Genomic DNA, 17416 nt, shown 5'->3' with positions numbered 1-17416 from the left:
CCTTTTCTGTCGCCGACAGGTATCACGAACATTTTGTTCACCGGGAGGCACCCGGCACCATGCACTTCAATAGATTCTCTCCACATTATGGATATTCTTTCAGAATATCCCACGCAGACTTTGTGTAAATGTTAACAAATGTGCGTTTTATTTGATCTGATTCGCTGTTTGAGCGTCCAAAACAACGGTATATATAATCCTTTACTATATGACATATGTGAGGAAAAATGGGTTTTCGTAGCGCATCAATTCTTACGTTGATTATTAGTGGGATTATTATCGGGTGCACTGATGCTGTATCGACAAATTATCATGACCGTACATCATATTACTCCGATAAAGCAATAGAGACACAGTATGTGAGTTCATCTGAACGTACTTCTGATGTTAGTGAGGATATCCGTCTGTATGCCCATCAAATCAAGAGCGCCATCGAAAAACAGTTCGGGGATGCGAGTAAGTATTCAGGAAAAGAGTGTACACTGAGAATGCATATGGCCCCGAATGGCCTTCTACTGGAGGTTAAAAGAGAAAGTGGAGACCTCGATTTATGTCGTGAAGCGATGAATGCGATAAAGAATGCTGATATACCTGCCCCCCCTTCGCCGGAAGTATATAAAGTATTTCAAAATGGGGTGCTGGATTTTAAACCCTGATATTTATTGTTTTGTAATAAACGGTTTCGGCTTAGGTTTGTTCTGACACAGCTACGGCACTGAGCTAAATTTAGCGGATAGTCAGCTCTGAGCCAGTGGCGGACGTAACAACTACTATTGCTGAGATTTTAATGGATTGAGGAGCAAGAAGTGGGATTAAAGAAAATCGTTATGTTGACTTTTTGGGTCGGTTTTGTTGCGGGATGCACACCTTTACACCCTTCAGATTGCCACAAAACTACTGCTACAGGTAGTTGCAGTTCAGGACGCTGGGATGATCAGGATGAATGGGGGGCGCAAGCGCGGGGAATCAGAGCTGCAATTAATGCCAAACTTGATGAGCCGCATAACTGGAAAGGGAAAAAATGCAGGTTGCATATGGAATTCTCTCAGGATGGCACGGCGTTAAAAATATCTACCAGTAACGGTGATAAAGCCTATTGCGAAGCGATAAAGTCCGCAGCTCATAAAGCCAAATTTCCGGCCTTCAACAATCCGGAAGTCTACAGAGATTTTCAGAAATCTGGCTTTGACATGCGAGGTTAGCTCTTCAATTACTATATCTCATTCATAGCAAACTGACAGATTTGATGATGTTCTATATACGAAACCTGTGATGTCAAGTCTGAGCTAATACAAATAAACATAATATCAGAGAAATACATTTTATTAGCTCGCTACGGCGAGCTTTTTATATTGCATCGTCTCCAGCATATATATCAATTAAGGCTCTGATTGATGTGTCTGAAAGCCTACACATAATAACTATGCCATCCGTTCCGTGCGGAGGTGAGGCTATGAAATCCATGGACAAAATTTCAACAGGCATTGCCTACGGCACCTCCGCAGGCAGTGCTGGCTACTGGTTTTTACAGTTGCTCGATAGAGTAACTCCGTCACAGTGGGCTGCAATCGGTGTGCTGGGTAGTCTGGTATTTGGCCTGCTGACGTACCTGACAAACCTTTATTTCAAGATTAAAGAAGATAAGCGCAAGGCTGCGAGAGGTGAATAATGCCTCCATCATTACGAAAAGTCGTTGCTGCTGCTATTGGTGGCGGAGCAATTGCTATAGCATCAGTGTTAATCACTGGCCCAAGTGGTAACGATGGTCTGGAAGGTGTCAGCTACATACCATACAAAGATATTGTTGGTGTATGGACTGTATGTCACGGGCATACAGGAAAAGACATCATGCTCGGTAAAACGTATACCAAAGCAGAATGCAAAACACTCTTGAATAAAGACCTTGCCACTGTCGCCAGACAAATTAACCCGTACATCAAAGTCGATATACCGGAAACAACGCGCGGCGCTCTTTACTCATTCGTTTACAACGTGGGTGCTGGCAATTTCAGAACATCGACGCTTCTTCGCAAAATAAACCAGGGCGATATCAAAGGCGCATGTGATCAGCTACGTCGCTGGACATATGCTGGCGGTAAGCAATGGAAAGGTCTCATGACTCGTCGTGAGATTGAGCGTGAAATCTGTTTGTGGGGTCAGCAATGAACAGAGTAACCGCGATTATCTCCGCTCTGGTTATCTGCATCATCGTCTGCCTGTCATGGGCTGTTAATCATTACCGTGATAACGCCATTACCTACAAAGCCCAGCGCGACAAAAATGCCAGAGAACTGAAGCTGGCGAACGCGGCAATTACTGACATGCAGATGCGTCAGCGTGATGTTGCTGCGCTCGATGCAAAATACACGAAGGAGTTAGCTGATGCGAAAGCTGAAAATGATGCTCTGCGTGATGATGTTGCCGCTGGTCGTCGTCGGTTGCACATCAAAGCAGTCTGTCAGTCAGTGCGTGAAGCCACCACCGCCTCCGGCGTGGATAATGCAGCCTCCCCCCGACTGGCAGACACCGCTGAACGGGATTATTTCACCCTCCGGGAACGACTGGTAATGATGCAGGCCCAACTTGAAGGTGCTCAGCAATACATAACCGAGCAGTGTTTAAAGTAAAATCTTAACTACAATATGATTCATTTTGATGATTGTTTCATAAGGAACAGTGAAGTAAGATCTAAGAGGAGTTAAATTTTATACAGTATAATCATAATATTGCAGCAAGGTGGTTATAATTGAAAGAATATTTAGATATGAATACATCTCATGTAAGAGTTGTTACTCATATGTGTGGGTTCCTGGTTTGGCTCTATAGTCTTTCAATGTTGCCACCAATGGTTGTAGCATTGTTTTATAAAGAAAAAAGCCTGTTCGTTTTCTTTATAACTTTCGTTATATTTTTTTGCATTGGTGGCGGAGCGTGGTATACAACTAAGAAATCTGGCATTCAATTACGTACCCGTGATGGGTTTATTATAATTGTAATGTTTTGGATTTTGTTTTCTGTTATTAGTGCATTCCCTTTATGGATTGACTCAGAACTTAATTTAACGTTCATTGATGCTCTGTTTGAAGGGGTTTCTGGAATAACAACAACAGGAGCAACTGTAATTGATGATGTTAGTTCATTACCTCGGGCATATTTGTACTATCGGTCACAGTTAAATTTTATAGGTGGTTTAGGAGTTATTGTTCTGGCGGTTGCTGTATTGCCATTATTGGGTATTGGTGGTGCAAAGCTTTATCAGTCAGAAATGCCGGGGCCATTTAAGGATGACAAACTCACTCCCCGCCTGGCCGATACGTCACGGACACTGTGGATAACTTATTCTTTATTAGGTATTGCTTGTATTGTCTGTTATAGACTTGCAGGAATGCCTTTGTTTGATGCTATTTGTCACGGGATTTCCACAGTTTCGCTTGGTGGTTTCTCAACTCATAGCGAGAGTATCGGATATTTTAATAACTATTTGGTTGAGCTGGTGGCTGGTTCTTTTTCCCTGCTATCGGCTTTCAACTTCACTCTTTGGTATATTGTTATTAGCAGGAAAACGATAAAACCTTTAATCAGAGATATTGAACTTCGTTTCTTTCTGTTAATAGCCTTAGGGGTGATCATTGTTACCTCTTTCCAGGTCTGGCATATAGGTATGTATGACTTGCATGGAAGTTTTATTCATTCGTTTTTTCTTGCCAGCTCCATGCTCACTGATAATGGTTTAGCTACGCAGGATTATGCAAGTTGGCCCACGCACACGATAGTGTTTTTGCTGTTGTCAAGTTTCTTTGGGGGATGTATAGGTTCAACTTGTGGTGGAATTAAGTCACTTCGATTTCTTATACTTTTCAAACAAAGCAAACACGAGATAAATCAGCTTTCTCATCCCAGAGCGTTGTTGAGTGTAAATGTAGGAGGGAAGATAGTTACAGATCGTGTAATGAGGTCTGTATGGAGTTTCTTTTTTCTTTATACTCTCTTCACGGTGTTTTTTATACTGGTGTTAAATGGTATGGGATATGATTTTCTTACATCATTTGCAACAGTGGCTGCATGTATTAATAATATGGGATTAGGTTTTGGGGCTACTGCATCGTCATTCGGAGTGCTTAATGACATTGCAAAATGTTTAATGTGCATAGCTATGATTCTTGGTCGCCTTGAAATTTATCCTGTTATTATATTGTTTTCAGGTTTTTTTTGGCGCTCCTAATATATGGCTGATTTATAATTGTGAGTTTAATATTATGTTGACTCACTCATTGATCCAATACCTAACTTTACCAGCAACCCCTCCGTCCCCAGTAGCACTGGCTGCTGGGGTGCGTTTTATTCATAAAGCAAGGCTGTATGAGCGAGAAATTAAAGATAGTCTATCGCCCATTACAAGAATTGTCACCGTATGCGCACAACGCCAGGACGCACAGCCCTGAGCAGGTGGCACAACTGGTAGAAAGTATTAAGCAATTCGGCTGGACTAATCCGGTGCTGATTGACGAAAAGGGCGAAATTATTGCGGGTCACGGTCGTGTTATGGCGGCTGAAATGCTCAAAATGGATTCTGTTCCGGTCATTGTTCTGTCTGGCCTGACGGATGAGCAGAAAAAGGCGTACCGCCTGGCAGATAATCGCCTGCCGATGAATGCTGGCTGGGATGAAGATCTGTTGCGGATGGAGCTGTCGGACCTAATCAATGCTGATTTTGATGTCTCCCTGACAGGCTTCATCCCGACAGAAATTGATGAACTGTTGACGGATGTTTTGCCCGGTACAGGAAATGAGGAGGAGCCGTATACGACGAAAATTGATACGCCTGTTTATGAGCCGTCGGGCGGTAAACCGGATATCAGTGAACTGTACGACGATACGAAAACTCAGGAGCTGATCAGCCGGATACGTTCGGCGTCCCTTGAGCCTGATATTGAGAAATTCCTCCTGTGTGCGGCAGAACGTCACACGGTGTTTAATTTCAGCAGAATTGCGGACTATTACGCTCACGCCCCCTCTGAAATTCAGTGTTTTTTCGAGGAGTCGGCGCTGGTGATCATTGATTATCAGCAGGCTATTGAAAATGGATTTGTCCGGATGACGCAGCGCATGGTGGAGATCATGCATGGTGGTGAGGAGGAGGAATATGCGTGATGATTTTTGCGCCTTTATTCTGACTCACGGGCGACCGGACAAAGTTCTGACTTACCGGACGTTGCGTCGTGCTGGCTATACCGGGAAAATTTTTATCGTTGTTGATGATGAAGATAAGACACGGAATCAGTACATGGCTGAATTTGGTGAACAGGTGCTGGTGTTTTCCAAAGCCGATATCGCCAGTCGTTTTGACGAAGCCGATAATTTCTGTGACCGCCGCTCAATTTTTTACGCCCGTAATGCCTGTTTCGACCTGGCAAAACTGGTCGGGTGTAAATACTTCATTCAGCTCGATGATGATTATCACGAGTTCCAGTTTCGGGTGGATCGCAACTATGACCAGGCCTATTTTCCGATAAGGAAACTGGATGCGATCCTTTCTGAAATGCTGGCGTACTACGAATCAATACCTGCTCTTTCCATCGCTATGTCGCAGGGCGGGGATTTTCTTGGTGACAATGGCGGCCATGCTTCGTGGGTGAAACGCAAGGCAATGAACAGCTTTATCTGTTCGGTTGATCGACCGTTCTCATTCATGGGGCGCATTAACGAGGATGTGAATACGTACACGAATCTCGGTCGCTGTGGTGAATTGTTTATGACGATCGGTGCTGTCCAGTTAGGGCAGAAACAGACGCAGAAAAACAGCGGCGGAATGACCGAGCTGTATCTGGATTCCGGAACCTACGTTAAAAGTTTTTACTCCGTCATGTATGCGCCGTCGTGCGTAAAAATCTCACTGATGGGTGCCAGCCATAAACGCATTCACCATCAGGTCACCTGGAACAACGCTGCAGTAAAAATCCTTCACGAAAAATACAGGAAGAAGACACCCTGCATATCAATGGGGGTGACAAATGATTCCGTATTCGAAAGTCGAGTCTCTGGCAGCGTGCCGGATGACTGCACAACAAATCGCTGACGTTCTGGATGTTGATCTGAACCGACTGAAAGAAAATCGGGAAGCAATGACAGATTTTTATGCGGCCATCCGTAAGGGCAGAGCGAAAGGTGAAGCCGAGTTACGAGCGGCATTGTTTAAGCTTGCCAGAAAAGGGGATGCCTTTGCTCTGCGCGAACTACTCAGGGTGGATAAAAATCAGGACTAACTGATGAGCAGACCGGACTGGGGGGTGTTGCAGCAGGAGTATATTGCTGAATACACCCGCTCCGGTATATCTCCGGTGGCATGGTGTGAAGCAAGGGGACTGAATTACGCAACAGCCCGTCGTTACATCAAAAAAACTCCGAAAAATGCGCAGACAGAAATGTGCAAAACTGCGCAAAAAAGTGCGCAGAAAAAATCTGCGCAGACTGCACAAAAGCGGAACGAAAAATCTCAGGAAAAAAAGCCAGTATTCGATGCGGGCCTGAATGAGGGCGACGCGGAGGAATTTTCGTTCTGTCCCGATGAATTCGGCATTTCTGACCAGCAGGCTAAGTTTGCGATGCTTGTTGCTCAGGGTAAAAAGCCGACAGAGGCGTACCGACTAGCCGGTTATGAGGGGCAAGGTGCGACAGCTAACAGCAACGCCAGTCGTATGCTTAGAAATGCCAGGGTTTTTCGCGCTATCAGCTACTTCCGCAATCAGTACCAGAAACGCTATACCGCAGACCTGGATTTACTAGTGAGTCAGTTGATGGCTATTGTCCTGGCCGACCCCAATCAGCTTGCACAATTTCGCCGTGTTAACTGCCGTTATTGCTGGGGCGAGAATCATCTCTACCAGTGGCGCGATATAGCAGAATTCGACAAGGCAGCGGCGCAGGCTTCCAGAGATGGCAAACCCGAACCGGAATATGGAGGCCTCGGCTTTGTTGATAACGCCATACCCAATCCGGACTGCCCGAAGTGCTGCGGTGAGGGAACGGGACAGCTTTATATGGCTGATACCACTCTGCTTGATGGGGATGCGCGGCAATTATATGCAGGGGCAAAATTCGGAAAATTCGGCGTTGAGATCCTGCTGGAGGATAAGGCTGCCGCCCGGCGTGAATTGTTGCGTTTGTTTTCTGCTGGCGGGGCTTTATGTGCAGATAAACGGCTACAGGAACTGGAAATTGAACGGCGCAGAATGGAAAACCAGAAGCTGCACAAAGAGATCGAAACGGTGGAAGATAATGAACATCCCCAGCCTGTGGCGATCAATATTAATGTGGTTGATGCCAGAGTAAGGAGTGATGAAGATGATCTCTCCGACGCTTAATGTGCCTCAGGCGCGATTTCTTTCAATGCCCCATAAATTTAAAGCCTATATTGCTGGTTTTGGCTCGGGCAAAACATGGGTTGGGTGTGGCGGCATATGCAAGGGGATTTGGGAGCATCCAGGTATAAATCAGGGATATTTTGCGCCAACGTATCCCCAAATTCGCGATATTTTTTACCCTACAGTGGAAGAAGTTGCTGCTGACTGGGGATTGAACGTAAAAATTAATGAGGGAAATAAAGAGGTTCACTTTTATTACGGACGCCAGTATCGGGGAACCACTATCTGCAGATCGATGGAGAAGCCACAAACGATCGTCGGTTTCAAAATTGGTAATGCGTTGGTGGATGAACTGGACATTTTGCCGAAGGAAAAAGCCAGAACGGCGTGGCGCAAGATAATTGCACGTATGCGTTATAAGATTGATGGACTTCGCAACGGTATTGACGTTACAACCACGCCGGAAGGATTCAAATTTGTCTACGAGCAGTTTGTTAAAGCCGTGCGTGAAAAAAAAGAGCTGGCCTCACTGTATGGTCTGGTGCAGGCATCTACTTTCGATAATGAAAAGAACCTGCCAGCAGATTACATTCCTTCGCTTCTTGAATCATACCCTCCAGAGCTGATTAAAGCCTATCTTCGAGGACAGTTTACTAACCTGACAAGTGGTACTGTTTACCATCAGTTTGACCGGAAACTGAATAATTGCGAAGAAGTGGAGCAGCCAGGGGAGCCGATTTATATTGGGATGGATTTTAACGTTGGAAAGATGGCGGGAATCGTCCATGTGCTGCGTTTGGGGCTTCCATGTGCGGTAACTGAAATCATCAATGCCTACGATACGCCGGATATGATCCGCATCATTAAAGAACGCTTCTGGCTGTATGATGGGAATGATTACCGGAAAGTGAGGGAAATTTATATTTATCCAGATGCTTCCGGGGATTCCAGAAAATCAAGTAACGCAAGTACGACGGATATAGCCCAGCTTAAGCAGGCTGGTTTTAACGTTGTGGTGAACAGCTCGAACCCGCCAGTAAAAGATCGCGTTAACTCAATGAATGCAATGTTCTGCAATGCCAATGGTGAGCGTCGCTATAAAGTTAATGTGAAGCGTTGCCCGTTATATGCCGAATCTCTGGAGCAACAGGTCTGGGATGAGAAGGGGGAGCCTGATAAAAAATCTGGCAATGATCACCCGAATGATGCCGGAGGTTATTTCATCGTTAAGCAATTCCCTATTGTCAAACCGACCGGAAGAGTCACATCACTTCGGATTTAATTATGGCTGATATATCAACCCCCAACCTCGACTATAACGATATGCTGGAGGCGTGGGATATTAACGACGCACTGATGGGCGGTACGCTTGAAATGCGCAGGCAGGGGGAAAATTATCTCCCAAAATGGCCTAACGAAGATGAAGACGCTTATAAAAAACGCCTGTCTGTGGCTACGCTACTTCCTGTGTATGAAGAAAGCATCAAGCAAAATATTGGGCGCATATTTGCAGAGCCGACAGTATTGAGTGAGGAAACGCCGGCAAAAATCAGGGAATATGCAGAAAATATCGACATGGAGGGGAGCCGACTGGATGTGTGGGCGCAGCAATTTTTCAGCCTCGCATTTCAGTATGGTGTGGCACATGCGCTGGTGGACTATCCACGAACGGATATGAAAGAGATTCGTACAAAAGCCGATGAAAACGCGACCGGTGGTCGTCCGTACGTTACGATGCTGAATCCACGCCAGGTTATTGGATGGAAATCGAAAGTTGAAAAAGGGAAAGTTGTTCTCACTGATTTGCGTATAAAAGAGGTCATCATTATTGATGGTGATGATTTCGGGCAGAAGAAGGTGGAGCAGATCCGCCATATTATGCCCCGTCGAGTTGAAATTTATCGACGTAGCGAAGGCACTAATGGCGAATCTGTCTGGACGCTTCATGAGTCATGGAATACCAGCCGTGATGATATTCCTCTGGTAACACTGTACACGAAGAAAACAGGATTTATGCGTGGTACACCGCCATTGCTTAATCTTGGCTTGCTGAATATCAAGCACTGGCAAAGCCAGAGCGAGCAGGACAATATTCTTCATGTTACCCGCGTTCCATTGCTGGTGGCCTACGGGCTGGACAGGAATGAAGAACTGACGGTTGGTGCATCCACCGCTACGATTTTTGAGGACAGAACAAAAAATGGCCTCGAATATGTTGAACATAGTGGCGCAGCGATAGAATCTGGCGAAACATCACTTGAGAAGCTGGAAAATCAGATGCGTCATGCCGGCGCTAAACTTCTGCGTGCTGAAAATACATCCACCAAATCTGTTGATCAGACTAATGAAGAGCGAATGCAGGAAAACTCGCCGCTTTATACAATGGCGAACTCCCTCGAAGATGCCCTCGATAATATTCTCCAGATAATGGCGGAATGGATCGGAGAGAGTTGCGGTGGCAATGTGGATGTGCGCACTGAACTGGATGTATCTGCCCAGGTGTTTGACTCATCCTCCGCGCTGGCTGTTCAGTCATTGCGTCAGGGCGGTGATATACGTCAGATTGATGCGGTTCGGGTGTTGCAGGCGTTGAAATTTATCGATCAGGATTCCCGTCCAGAGGAAGTGATCGATGAATTAAAAAATCAGAGTGTAATGCTGATGGAAATCAATGATGCAAACCGTGAATGAACGGCTGCGTGATGAATCAATTGCTCATGCAGTCTGGATATCCCGCTATAGCACTGGCGTGGCTGCCAGAATGGTGAAAATACTGAATGACAGCGATGCGGAACTTACTGCTCGCCTGCTGATAGCACTGGACAGCCTCGATCCAGGTAATTTTACCGTTAAGCGCCTGGAGTCACTTCTGGCGAGCGTCAGAAAGGTTAACCGCACTGCTATTAACAGCATGTTTACCAGTCTCTCCGGAGAGCTGAACGAGCTGGCAATTTATGAGGCTGGTTATCAGTTAAGTCTGTTTGATTCTATGCTACCTGATTTTGTTGCTGATGTTCACCCTCTGGTTGGTATCTCTCCTGATGCACTTTATGCCGCTGCAATGGCGCGACCATTCCAGGGACGACTGCTCAGTGAGTGGGCCTCAGATCTTGAGGCGGATCGGCTCAGACGCATAACAAATACAGTGCGTCAGGGTTTTTTGCTGGGGGATACCAATGAGCAGATCGCAAGAAAAATTCGGGGACATGTCAGTAAGGGATTTCAGGATGGTGCATTGCAGATGAGCCGGGCTAATGCGGCCAGCATTGCAAAAACAGCGGTTGGACATCTTGCTGCTACTGCCCGTGAGAGTTTTGCCAGCGCGAATAATGATTTGATTAAGGGTAAGCAATGGTTATCAACGCTTGATAATCGTACTACGCCACAATGTCGAATCAGGGATCGCCTCAAATATACGCTGAATAATAAACCTGTAGGTCACAGCGTGCCTTATTTGCAGGGGCCGGGAAAAATTCATTTCTGCTGCCGCTCAACGGAAACGTTCATTCTGAAATCAGCGAAGGAACTGGGTATTGATGTTCGCGATATTTCCCCGGCTGAGCGGGCCAGCATGGATGGCGTGGTGGCCGGAGATACAACCTACAGGGAATGGTTTTTGCGTCAGCCTTACACCAGACAAAAACAGATTGTGGGGGAAACCCGAGCAAAGCTGATTCGGGATGGTGGTATGTCGCCAGATGAATTTTACACCGATAAAGGCGAATGGCTGACGCTGAAGCAGCTCCGTGAGCGTGATGCACAGGTATTCAGAAAAGCAGGGATTTAAATAAATCATTTATTACAACAGGCTACCTTCGGGTGGCCTTTTTTATTGCTGCGATCCGGATGGTGAGCAGCGTAACTGTCGGAAGACTTAAACCAGGTACTAATATGAAACTGAAAACGGTCGAGATTAACGGAAAACAATACGCAGAAATTGATACTGCTGGCCTGCCAGTTTATGTGCACGACGATGGTAAAGAAATTGGCTTCGATGCACCGCTGGCGACAAAAAAAATTACAGAGCTTAATGGCGAGGCAAAAAATCATCGCCTGGCTAAAGAAGCTGCAGAGGAAAAACTGGCTAAGTTTGCCGCTATCGAAGACCCGAAGAAGGCGATCGAGGCACTGGAAATGCTGTCAAAAATCGACCAGAAAAAGCTGCTCGATGCGGGACAGGTTGACCAGGTTAAGGCAGAAATTACGAAAAATTTTCAGCAGCAATTAGATGAAGAAAAGCAACGCTCTCAGATGCTGGAGAAGCAGCTTTACGATTCTATGATTGGCGGTAGTTTTGCGGGTTCAAAATATATTGCCGATAAAATTGCGATCCCGGCAGATTTATTACAAGCCCGCTTCGGGCAGGCATTCAAAGTGGAAGAAGGGAGGATCGTTGCTTATGACGCTTCCGGCAACAAAATTTATTCCCGCGCGAAGCCTGGCGAACTGGCGCAGTTTGATGAGGCGCTGGAGTTCCTTGTCGAAAATTACCCTCAGAAAGACTACATCCTGAAAGCCAGTGGCAACAATGGCGGCGGCTCCCGTCCGACACAGCATGATATTGGTCAGAAAACGATGAAACGCTCTGCTTTTGATGCACTGGATGTTGCAGGTAAGCAAAACGCATTGAAAGACGGTATCACAATCGTTGATTAACACATTTGTCAGCTTCCGGATGGGAGCTGGTGTCAGGGCTGGATAGCTCATTACTCCATCTATTCACAATTACGCAAATTTTTAAGGAATATTTAATTATGGCTGGAAATACCCTGACCGGGTTGATCCCGACTATTTATACCGCCCTGGATGTTGTATCCCGTGAGCAGGTAGGTTTTATCCCTGCGGTAGCAAAAAACGCAAAAGCTGACGCCGCAGCAAAAGATCAGACGGTAACCGCGCCAGTTGCGCCTGAGGCGAAAACCGAAGATATCGTACCGGGGCCGTCAGCTCCGAATACCGGCGATCAAAATATTGGCACTGTTGATGTAAAAATTACTAAATCCAAAATGGCACCGGTTAAATGGAATGGTGAAGAACAACTGGCTCTTGGCCCTTCAGGGACTTACAACACCATTCTGGCTGATCAGTTCAAGCAGGCTTTTCGCGCCCTTGCAAACGAGGTTGAGGCTGATCTTGGTGCGTTGTATTTCGGTGCTTCCCGCGCCGTGGGAACCGCAGGGACAACGCCGTTTGGTGTTAAAGATGATCTTTCTGATGCTGCTCTGGCTCGTCAGGTTCTGGAGGATAACGGCGCACCGACAACCGATCTGCAGATGGTGCTTGGCTCCACTGCCATTGCTAATTTGCGCGGAAAACAGTCTGTATTGTTTAAAGTGAATGAATCCGGCACTGAACAGCTACTGCGTGAGGGCGTGTTGGGGCGTCTGGAGGGATTCAATATTCACAGTTCGGCAGGTGTGAAACGAGCGCCAAAGGTTGCTGCAACTGGTTATCTCGTGAATGGAGAGAAAAAAGAAGGCGATGTTCTTATTTCCATTGATACTGGTTCGGGGAGTATTTCTGCAGGTCAGATTGTTACGTTCGCTGGTGATCCGAATCAGTATGTTGTGGCAGCAGCGACCAGCAATCTGATTACTCTTGCAGCGCCCGGACTGCGTCAGGATCTGGCCGATGATACTGCCATCACAGTTGTTGGGGCCTTTACGGCAAATATGGCGTTTGATCGCAACGCGTTTCTGCTGGCATCCCGTACTCCGGCAATGCCGGAAGGTGGCGATAATGCTGATGATGTAATGAATGTTACGGACCCGATTTCAGGGATTACGTTCCAGATTGCACTGTATCGTCAGTATCGCCAGGTGCGCTATGAAGTTGGACTGGCATGGGGTGTTTCATCAGTGAAGCCGGCACATGGTTGTCTGATTCTTGGTTAAACATTCAAACGGGGCTTCGGCCCCATTTTTAATGGGGGGCATATGGCCGGATTAACTAAAGAGCAAAGAGCACAGCGTGAAGCCGCACAAAAAACGCAAATTGAGTTAGTGGTTATGGTGACCGATTATCAGATGTTTCCCGGCGCACCAACTATCGCTAATGTTCATCCTGATGAAGTTGACAACTGGAAGGCTATGGGCTGGAAAACTCAGGAGTAACACATGATCACTTACGTGACCTGTGATGACGTTGATAATGCGTTTGGGAACGCCTGGACGAGTGAGAACGCTAAAAATAAAGCTGTTTTAATGGCTAATGCCTGGCTTAATGGCTTCAACCTGAAAATTAACCCATCCCGTATTCCGGAAGAGGTAAAACTTGCGGGAGCATATGCAGCCAGAATTGCCTCATTCGGTAAGTTGTTTCAGCAGAAAAATGATTCTGGCGTTGTTATCAGTAAAGCCGTGTCGGCTGACGGGGTCAGTGTATCGAAATCATTTTCTGAGTTGCCAGCAAACAGCACTGCATTGCTTGAACCCGATTTACAGCTTGCGATAGCACTGCTGAAACCGTACGGACTTAGTCGCTCACAAGTCAGGGTTGTGAGGGGGGGATAATGGGGCTTCGTGAAGAGATTCAGTCAGAGGTTGCCGCTGCTTTTGATGAGGATTTAGCGGACGCCGTGAGTGATTTTTCTGGTTCTTACGTTACGCACCGGCACTGGGATCCTGTGACGGAAACTGGCGGCGAATCCACCGCAATCTATACCGGGCGAGGCGTGTTGACACGTTATAAGCTGGGCAGAATTGATGGGATTAATATTTTGCATGGTGACCTTAAATTAACCGCTCTGGTATGCGAGGTTACGGATAAACCAGCTGTCGACCATATTATTGAGATTTATGATCCTGTATCAAGGCAGTTACAACGATACGAGGTAATTACAGCAAGTGTAGATCCTTCCGCATCAGTTTACTCTATCCAGTTAAGGAGAGCGTAAATGGCAAAGGCATGGGATATAGAACCGTCAATATTTGCCGGGATGATTGAGGAAGATGTAGGGCTGAAGATTCGCTACATCGCTATTCAGATTCTTACTGCTATTGATATTGCTGCTCCGGTTGATACCGGACGTTTCAGAAATAACAACCTGGTGTCGTTACAGCATCCCGATTTTGGTATATCTGATAACGTGGATCCGAACGGTACGATTGCTGTTCAGCGTGGGATCGGGGTTATTTCGAAAGCTGCAAATTACGGAGTTATTTATATCCAGAATAACCTTCCTTATGCAGAGGCTCTTGAAAACGGTCATTCACAACAAGCGCCAACTGGCGTGTATGCCAACGCTTTTCATGGTGTTTTACAGGCTTACAAATGACGTTTACTGAAATCAGAAATACGGTTATTTCCAGAATGACGGCACAGACGATTATTGATGGAAAAGACGTATTGTATCCGAACGCGCCAACGTTCGATCCTTCCGGTAAGTTAATCTGGGCGCGGTTAAGTAATATTCCCGGGCAGGCTGGAGTTAATGAAATTGGCGCGGGGCCGATTGTTTATCGCACGGGGATAATCATTATTCAGTTATTTGTCCCCGCAGGTTCTGGTTCAAAACTCATTACTGAGACAGCCGATAAATTGCGGGAACTGTTTGAGTTTCAGGATGACGATCGTCTCAGTTACCAGGCTGTTTCCTCAATAGCCGTTGGCGAAAAGAATGGCTGGTTCCAGCTTAATCTTCAAATTCCATATCGCGCGCTCTAGCGCAATTAATGACATAGGAGGCTCCTGTGAGTTCAGGTGCAAAGGTTATCTCGGCATTTATCCGGGAGACGGTTGCAGGCACTACGCCAGCAAGTGGTGACTGGAGTTTATTAAAACGCACAAGCTGGGGAGTAAAACCCACCCAGAATAAAGGCGAAAATAATGAGATTGGTGGCTCCCGGATGGCTCAGGGGGCGACGCCTGGCACTGTGGATGTCGGCGGTGATGTTGGTACCAAATTTCGCTGGGGTCAACATGATGATTTTCTTGCATCCTGTTTCGGCGCGGAATGGTCAGGCGATTCTCTGACAATGGGGAATGAGCGAATAACATTTTCTCTGGCGACCTATGCGTCCGATGTCGGAATTGCCTCTGTCGTCAGAGGAGCGCAGGTTGGCTCATGGAAAATGCAGATCCCTAACGACGGCGATATTACAGCGACCGTAACCTTTGCCGGACTGGACTGGGAATCAAAGGCCGATGATACGAATTTTATCAAAGGCGAACCTGTGGATAGTGCAGGAAAGCTACGTTATTCGTTTAAGGAGGTTTCAGCAGTAAGCCTGAATGGTGTTGCCGGAGGTAACGGTTTTTGTATCGACAGTTTTGATATTCAGTTCGATAACAAACTCCAGACACAGCGTTGTATCGGGACTGGCTCGCCTTATGCAGGAGCAAATATTCCGACTACTTTTACACCGTCCGGTACGGTGACGCTTTCATGGTCTAAAGCCGCGTGGGAAATCTGGAGTAAAACACTGACTGGAGAAACAGTTCCGTTCAGCTTCACGCTTTCGAATGGAGAGGGGGCATACACTTTCAGTTTCCCGAAGGTTCAGGTGTCAGGTGAATGGCCTGATGGGGGTAATAGCGACATTATCCAGGTTCAATTGAGCATTACCGCAGCAGATGAAGCACCTACGATAACCAGAAAAAAAAATTCCCCGGCTGCCGTGATCGCAAAAGCCAGTGCTGAGGCGATTAGTTGATTTTCCGTTATTCCTCCTGTGGTACTGCCCTACAGGGGGACGCATTGAATGAGGTTATGGATGTTTATTCTTAATCAGAAAATTATCATTGGTGGAGAACGCTGGTTTACGCCAATGAAGGACTTAAAACCTGTAGACGGGTTAAAACTGTTGGTGGCAAGCAGCGATAACGATCAGTATCGCTCCCGTAATGCATTAATCCGTCGCCACATTGAGAAAATGGATGCCAGTTTGCACGTCGGAACGAAGGAGTTTGATATTTCAAAGGTTTCCGAGGTGGATTCTGTTGATGATTTACTCATTGATAATGCCGCTCGTTATCTGCTGAAAGACTGGAAAGGGGTTGGTGAACTGGTTAATGGTGTTGAGGTTGCACTGGAATATACGGCAGAACGAGGGATCGCGCTGCTTAAGCAGAATCCAGAGTTGTACTGGCAGATCCTTGCAGAAGCAGCCAGCATCGCCCAGGGTAAAGAGCAGCAGAAGCAGGATACGATAAAAAAGCCATAGCTGCCCAGCGGTGGTTATCGGAGTTCGGGGGAGAAAGGGGGGAAAAGGCAAGATGGAAGCGAGAAAAACTCAGGTTGCCACCGATACCGGAACCAGAAATAGACCCGGTGCTTAAGGAGTTGTTGTACGCCTATTCGGTAATATCCCGTGCCCGACGTTATGCTGGAATGGCTGGGGTGCCTTTGCCTTTATCTCTGACAGAGATAAATGAATATTTAGCCACTCATCCGGTATTGATTGAGCGCGATGAATTTGAAGCAGTGATCTTTGCACTGGATGACCAGTATTTTCAGGAGCAGTGTGTGTAGTTGTTAATTACGTACACTCTGTTACAGAGATGTGATGGTGTCTTTAATTAAATCGATGATGCTCCTGGAGAAAAGCATTGCGTGGCCTCGTAATCGCTATATCTACTATTATGTCGCCTGAAACCCACTTCGCGGTGGGTTTTTTGTTGTCAGGAGTTTTAATAAATGGCAGAGCAAACCTCGCGTCTCGCAATAATTATTGATAGCACTGGAGCGAAAAATAATGCTGACAATCTGACCTCCTCATTAGTCAAAATGACGCAGGCTGGGGAAACTGCTGCAAATAGCGCAGGGAAAGTGACTAAGGCAACAGAAGATGAGAAGAACGCGCTCGCAAAATTAAAAGCAGCTATTGATCCAGTTGGTGCCGCAATTGATACTGTCGGTCGACGCTATTCTGAATTAAAGAAATTTTTCGATAAAGGGCTTATTGATAAAGAAGAATATGAATTTCTTGTCCGTAAACTTTGAACTGAACCGCCCCGGGTTTCCTGGAGAGTGTTTTATCTGTGAACTCAGGCTGCCAGATCATCGTTTCCGATGGAAGCATAATAAGCTTTTTCTGCTTCTGCCGGAGGAGTAT

23 protein-coding genes and 1 pseudogene are annotated in these 17416 nt (G+C 46.4%); all 24 read left to right on the top strand.

Annotation, left to right across the window (positions count from 1 at the left end; genetic code table 11):
• Positions 1–227: 227 nt before the first annotated feature.
• Entirely contained in the window at positions 228–656 is a 429-nt protein-coding gene (tolA, locus tag ACJHWT_RS20495; protein WP_000506936.1) for a cell envelope integrity protein TolA, read from the top strand.
• 171 nt (positions 657–827) lie between these two features.
• Positions 828–1202 carry a cell envelope integrity TolA C-terminal domain-containing protein gene (locus tag ACJHWT_RS20490; protein WP_001348108.1) on the top strand — a complete coding sequence of 125 codons (375 nt, stop codon included), beginning with the start codon at positions 828–830 and terminating at the stop codon, positions 1200–1202.
• A gap of 251 nt (positions 1203–1453) precedes the next feature.
• Entirely contained in the window at positions 1454–1669 is a 216-nt protein-coding gene (essD, locus tag ACJHWT_RS20485) for a phage lysis protein EssD (RefSeq protein ID WP_000839565.1), read from the top strand.
• On the top strand, positions 1669–2166 hold the full coding sequence (gene rrrD, locus ACJHWT_RS20480; RefSeq protein WP_001135310.1) for a lysozyme RrrD: 498 nt from the start codon (positions 1669–1671) through the stop codon (positions 2164–2166). Before essD ends, rrrD begins: the two co-directional genes overlap by 1 nt.
• Entirely contained in the window at positions 2163–2627 is a 465-nt protein-coding gene (locus tag ACJHWT_RS20475; RefSeq protein WP_001082741.1) for a lysis protein, read from the top strand. Before rrrD ends, ACJHWT_RS20475 begins: the two co-directional genes overlap by 4 nt.
• Positions 2628–2764: 137 nt before the next feature.
• On the top strand, positions 2765–4222 hold the full coding sequence (gene trkG, locus ACJHWT_RS20470; protein ID WP_001097895.1) for a Trk system potassium transporter TrkG: 1458 nt from the start codon (positions 2765–2767) through the stop codon (positions 4220–4222).
• Between the two features lie 137 nt (positions 4223–4359).
• Positions 4360–5151, top strand: coding sequence for a ParB/Srx family N-terminal domain-containing protein (locus ACJHWT_RS20465; RefSeq protein ID WP_001291094.1), 792 nt, complete (start codon positions 4360–4362; stop codon positions 5149–5151).
• A complete protein-coding gene (locus tag ACJHWT_RS20460; protein ID WP_001204037.1) occupies positions 5144–6076 on the top strand; it encodes a hypothetical protein in 933 nt (310 codons plus the stop codon). Before ACJHWT_RS20465 ends, ACJHWT_RS20460 begins: the two co-directional genes overlap by 8 nt.
• A complete protein-coding gene (locus ACJHWT_RS20455; protein WP_000126788.1) occupies positions 6054–6263 on the top strand; it encodes a hypothetical protein in 210 nt (69 codons plus the stop codon). Before ACJHWT_RS20460 ends, ACJHWT_RS20455 begins: the two co-directional genes overlap by 23 nt.
• A gap of 3 nt (positions 6264–6266) precedes the next feature.
• A complete protein-coding gene (locus ACJHWT_RS20450; protein WP_216350142.1) occupies positions 6267–7361 on the top strand; it encodes a terminase small subunit in 1095 nt (364 codons plus the stop codon).
• Positions 7342–8643 (top strand): terminase large subunit domain-containing protein, encoded by a 1302-nt coding sequence (locus ACJHWT_RS20445; protein WP_065203504.1) that lies wholly within the window; start codon positions 7342–7344, stop codon positions 8641–8643. Before ACJHWT_RS20450 ends, ACJHWT_RS20445 begins: the two co-directional genes overlap by 20 nt.
• Before the next feature lie 2 nt (positions 8644–8645).
• Entirely contained in the window at positions 8646–10052 is a 1407-nt protein-coding gene (locus tag ACJHWT_RS20440; protein ID WP_000763704.1) for a DUF4055 domain-containing protein, read from the top strand.
• Positions 10036–11148: a phage minor head protein gene (locus ACJHWT_RS20435; protein ID WP_001351715.1), complete on the top strand. Its 1113-nt coding sequence runs from the start codon at positions 10036–10038 to the stop codon at positions 11146–11148. The genes ACJHWT_RS20440 and ACJHWT_RS20435 overlap by 17 nt, the downstream gene beginning before the upstream one ends.
• Before the next feature lie 104 nt (positions 11149–11252).
• Complete coding sequence (locus tag ACJHWT_RS20430; protein ID WP_000770042.1) at positions 11253–12017, top strand: DUF6651 domain-containing protein; 765 nt, start codon at positions 11253–11255, stop codon at positions 12015–12017.
• 98 nt (positions 12018–12115) lie between these two features.
• Positions 12116–13255, top strand: coding sequence for a P22 phage major capsid protein family protein (locus ACJHWT_RS20425; protein ID WP_000918487.1), 1140 nt, complete (start codon positions 12116–12118; stop codon positions 13253–13255).
• A gap of 42 nt (positions 13256–13297) precedes the next feature.
• On the top strand, positions 13298–13474 hold the full coding sequence (locus tag ACJHWT_RS20420) for a hypothetical protein (protein ID WP_000908084.1): 177 nt from the start codon (positions 13298–13300) through the stop codon (positions 13472–13474).
• A gap of 3 nt (positions 13475–13477) precedes the next feature.
• On the top strand, positions 13478–13873 hold the full coding sequence (locus ACJHWT_RS20415; RefSeq protein ID WP_000634214.1) for a hypothetical protein: 396 nt from the start codon (positions 13478–13480) through the stop codon (positions 13871–13873).
• The gene (locus ACJHWT_RS20410; RefSeq protein WP_000524260.1) at positions 13873–14256 is read left to right on the top strand and encodes a hypothetical protein; all 384 of its coding nucleotides are present in this window, start codon (positions 13873–13875) and stop codon (positions 14254–14256) included. The genes ACJHWT_RS20415 and ACJHWT_RS20410 overlap by 1 nt, the downstream gene beginning before the upstream one ends.
• Positions 14257–14637 (top strand): hypothetical protein, encoded by a 381-nt coding sequence (locus ACJHWT_RS20405; protein ID WP_001029815.1) that lies wholly within the window; start codon positions 14257–14259, stop codon positions 14635–14637.
• Positions 14634–15026, top strand: coding sequence for a phage tail terminator-like protein (locus ACJHWT_RS20400; protein ID WP_000144678.1), 393 nt, complete (start codon positions 14634–14636; stop codon positions 15024–15026). The genes ACJHWT_RS20405 and ACJHWT_RS20400 overlap by 4 nt, the downstream gene beginning before the upstream one ends.
• 26 nt (positions 15027–15052) lie before the next feature.
• Positions 15053–16015, top strand: a complete 963-nt coding sequence (locus ACJHWT_RS20395) for a phage tail tube protein (protein WP_000094292.1) — start codon at positions 15053–15055, stop codon at positions 16013–16015.
• A gap of 150 nt (positions 16016–16165) precedes the next feature.
• Positions 16166–16525 (top strand): protein YdaY, encoded by a 360-nt coding sequence (ydaY, locus tag ACJHWT_RS20390; protein ID WP_012565075.1) that lies wholly within the window; start codon positions 16166–16168, stop codon positions 16523–16525.
• A 74-nt stretch (positions 16526–16599) separates the two neighbouring features.
• Entirely contained in the window at positions 16600–16833 is a 234-nt protein-coding gene (locus ACJHWT_RS20385) for a hypothetical protein (RefSeq protein ID WP_001312809.1), read from the top strand.
• Between the two features lie 165 nt (positions 16834–16998).
• Positions 16999–17301 (top strand): annotated as a pseudogene (locus ACJHWT_RS20380) (phage tail tape measure protein); the annotation flags it as partial.
• Between the last annotated feature and the right edge of the window lie 115 nt (positions 17302–17416).

Source organism: Escherichia sp. WS338, assembly GCF_046486405.1.
In the GTDB taxonomy this organism is placed as follows: domain Bacteria; phylum Pseudomonadota; class Gammaproteobacteria; order Enterobacterales; family Enterobacteriaceae; genus Escherichia; species Escherichia coli.
This window is presented reverse-complemented; position numbering and strand designations above follow the sequence as displayed.

Coding starts and splice junctions, on each gene's coding strand:
- ACJHWT_RS20400 (WP_000144678.1), top strand. CDS start 14,634: ATGACGTTTACTGAAATCAGAAATACGGTTATTTCCAGAATGACGGCA.
- ACJHWT_RS20415 (WP_000634214.1), top strand. CDS start 13,478: ATGATCACTTACGTGACCTGTGATGACGTTGATAATGCGTTTGGGAAC.
- ACJHWT_RS20420 (WP_000908084.1), top strand. CDS start 13,298: ATGGCCGGATTAACTAAAGAGCAAAGAGCACAGCGTGAAGCCGCACAA.
- tolA (WP_000506936.1), top strand. CDS start 228: ATGGGTTTTCGTAGCGCATCAATTCTTACGTTGATTATTAGTGGGATT.
- ACJHWT_RS20475 (WP_001082741.1), top strand. CDS start 2,163: ATGAACAGAGTAACCGCGATTATCTCCGCTCTGGTTATCTGCATCATC.
- ACJHWT_RS20425 (WP_000918487.1), top strand. CDS start 12,116: ATGGCTGGAAATACCCTGACCGGGTTGATCCCGACTATTTATACCGCC.
- ACJHWT_RS20435 (WP_001351715.1), top strand. CDS start 10,036: ATGCAAACCGTGAATGAACGGCTGCGTGATGAATCAATTGCTCATGCA.
- ACJHWT_RS20460 (WP_001204037.1), top strand. CDS start 5,144: ATGCGTGATGATTTTTGCGCCTTTATTCTGACTCACGGGCGACCGGAC.
- ACJHWT_RS20445 (WP_065203504.1), top strand. CDS start 7,342: ATGATCTCTCCGACGCTTAATGTGCCTCAGGCGCGATTTCTTTCAATG.
- ACJHWT_RS20440 (WP_000763704.1), top strand. CDS start 8,646: ATGGCTGATATATCAACCCCCAACCTCGACTATAACGATATGCTGGAG.
- trkG (WP_001097895.1), top strand. CDS start 2,765: ATGAATACATCTCATGTAAGAGTTGTTACTCATATGTGTGGGTTCCTG.
- rrrD (WP_001135310.1), top strand. CDS start 1,669: ATGCCTCCATCATTACGAAAAGTCGTTGCTGCTGCTATTGGTGGCGGA.
- ACJHWT_RS20410 (WP_000524260.1), top strand. CDS start 13,873: ATGGGGCTTCGTGAAGAGATTCAGTCAGAGGTTGCCGCTGCTTTTGAT.
- ACJHWT_RS20465 (WP_001291094.1), top strand. CDS start 4,360: ATGAGCGAGAAATTAAAGATAGTCTATCGCCCATTACAAGAATTGTCA.
- essD (WP_000839565.1), top strand. CDS start 1,454: ATGAAATCCATGGACAAAATTTCAACAGGCATTGCCTACGGCACCTCC.
- ACJHWT_RS20430 (WP_000770042.1), top strand. CDS start 11,253: ATGAAACTGAAAACGGTCGAGATTAACGGAAAACAATACGCAGAAATT.
- ACJHWT_RS20450 (WP_216350142.1), top strand. CDS start 6,267: ATGAGCAGACCGGACTGGGGGGTGTTGCAGCAGGAGTATATTGCTGAA.
- ACJHWT_RS20455 (WP_000126788.1), top strand. CDS start 6,054: ATGACTGCACAACAAATCGCTGACGTTCTGGATGTTGATCTGAACCGA.
- ACJHWT_RS20490 (WP_001348108.1), top strand. CDS start 828: ATGTTGACTTTTTGGGTCGGTTTTGTTGCGGGATGCACACCTTTACAC.
- ACJHWT_RS20405 (WP_001029815.1), top strand. CDS start 14,257: ATGGCAAAGGCATGGGATATAGAACCGTCAATATTTGCCGGGATGATT.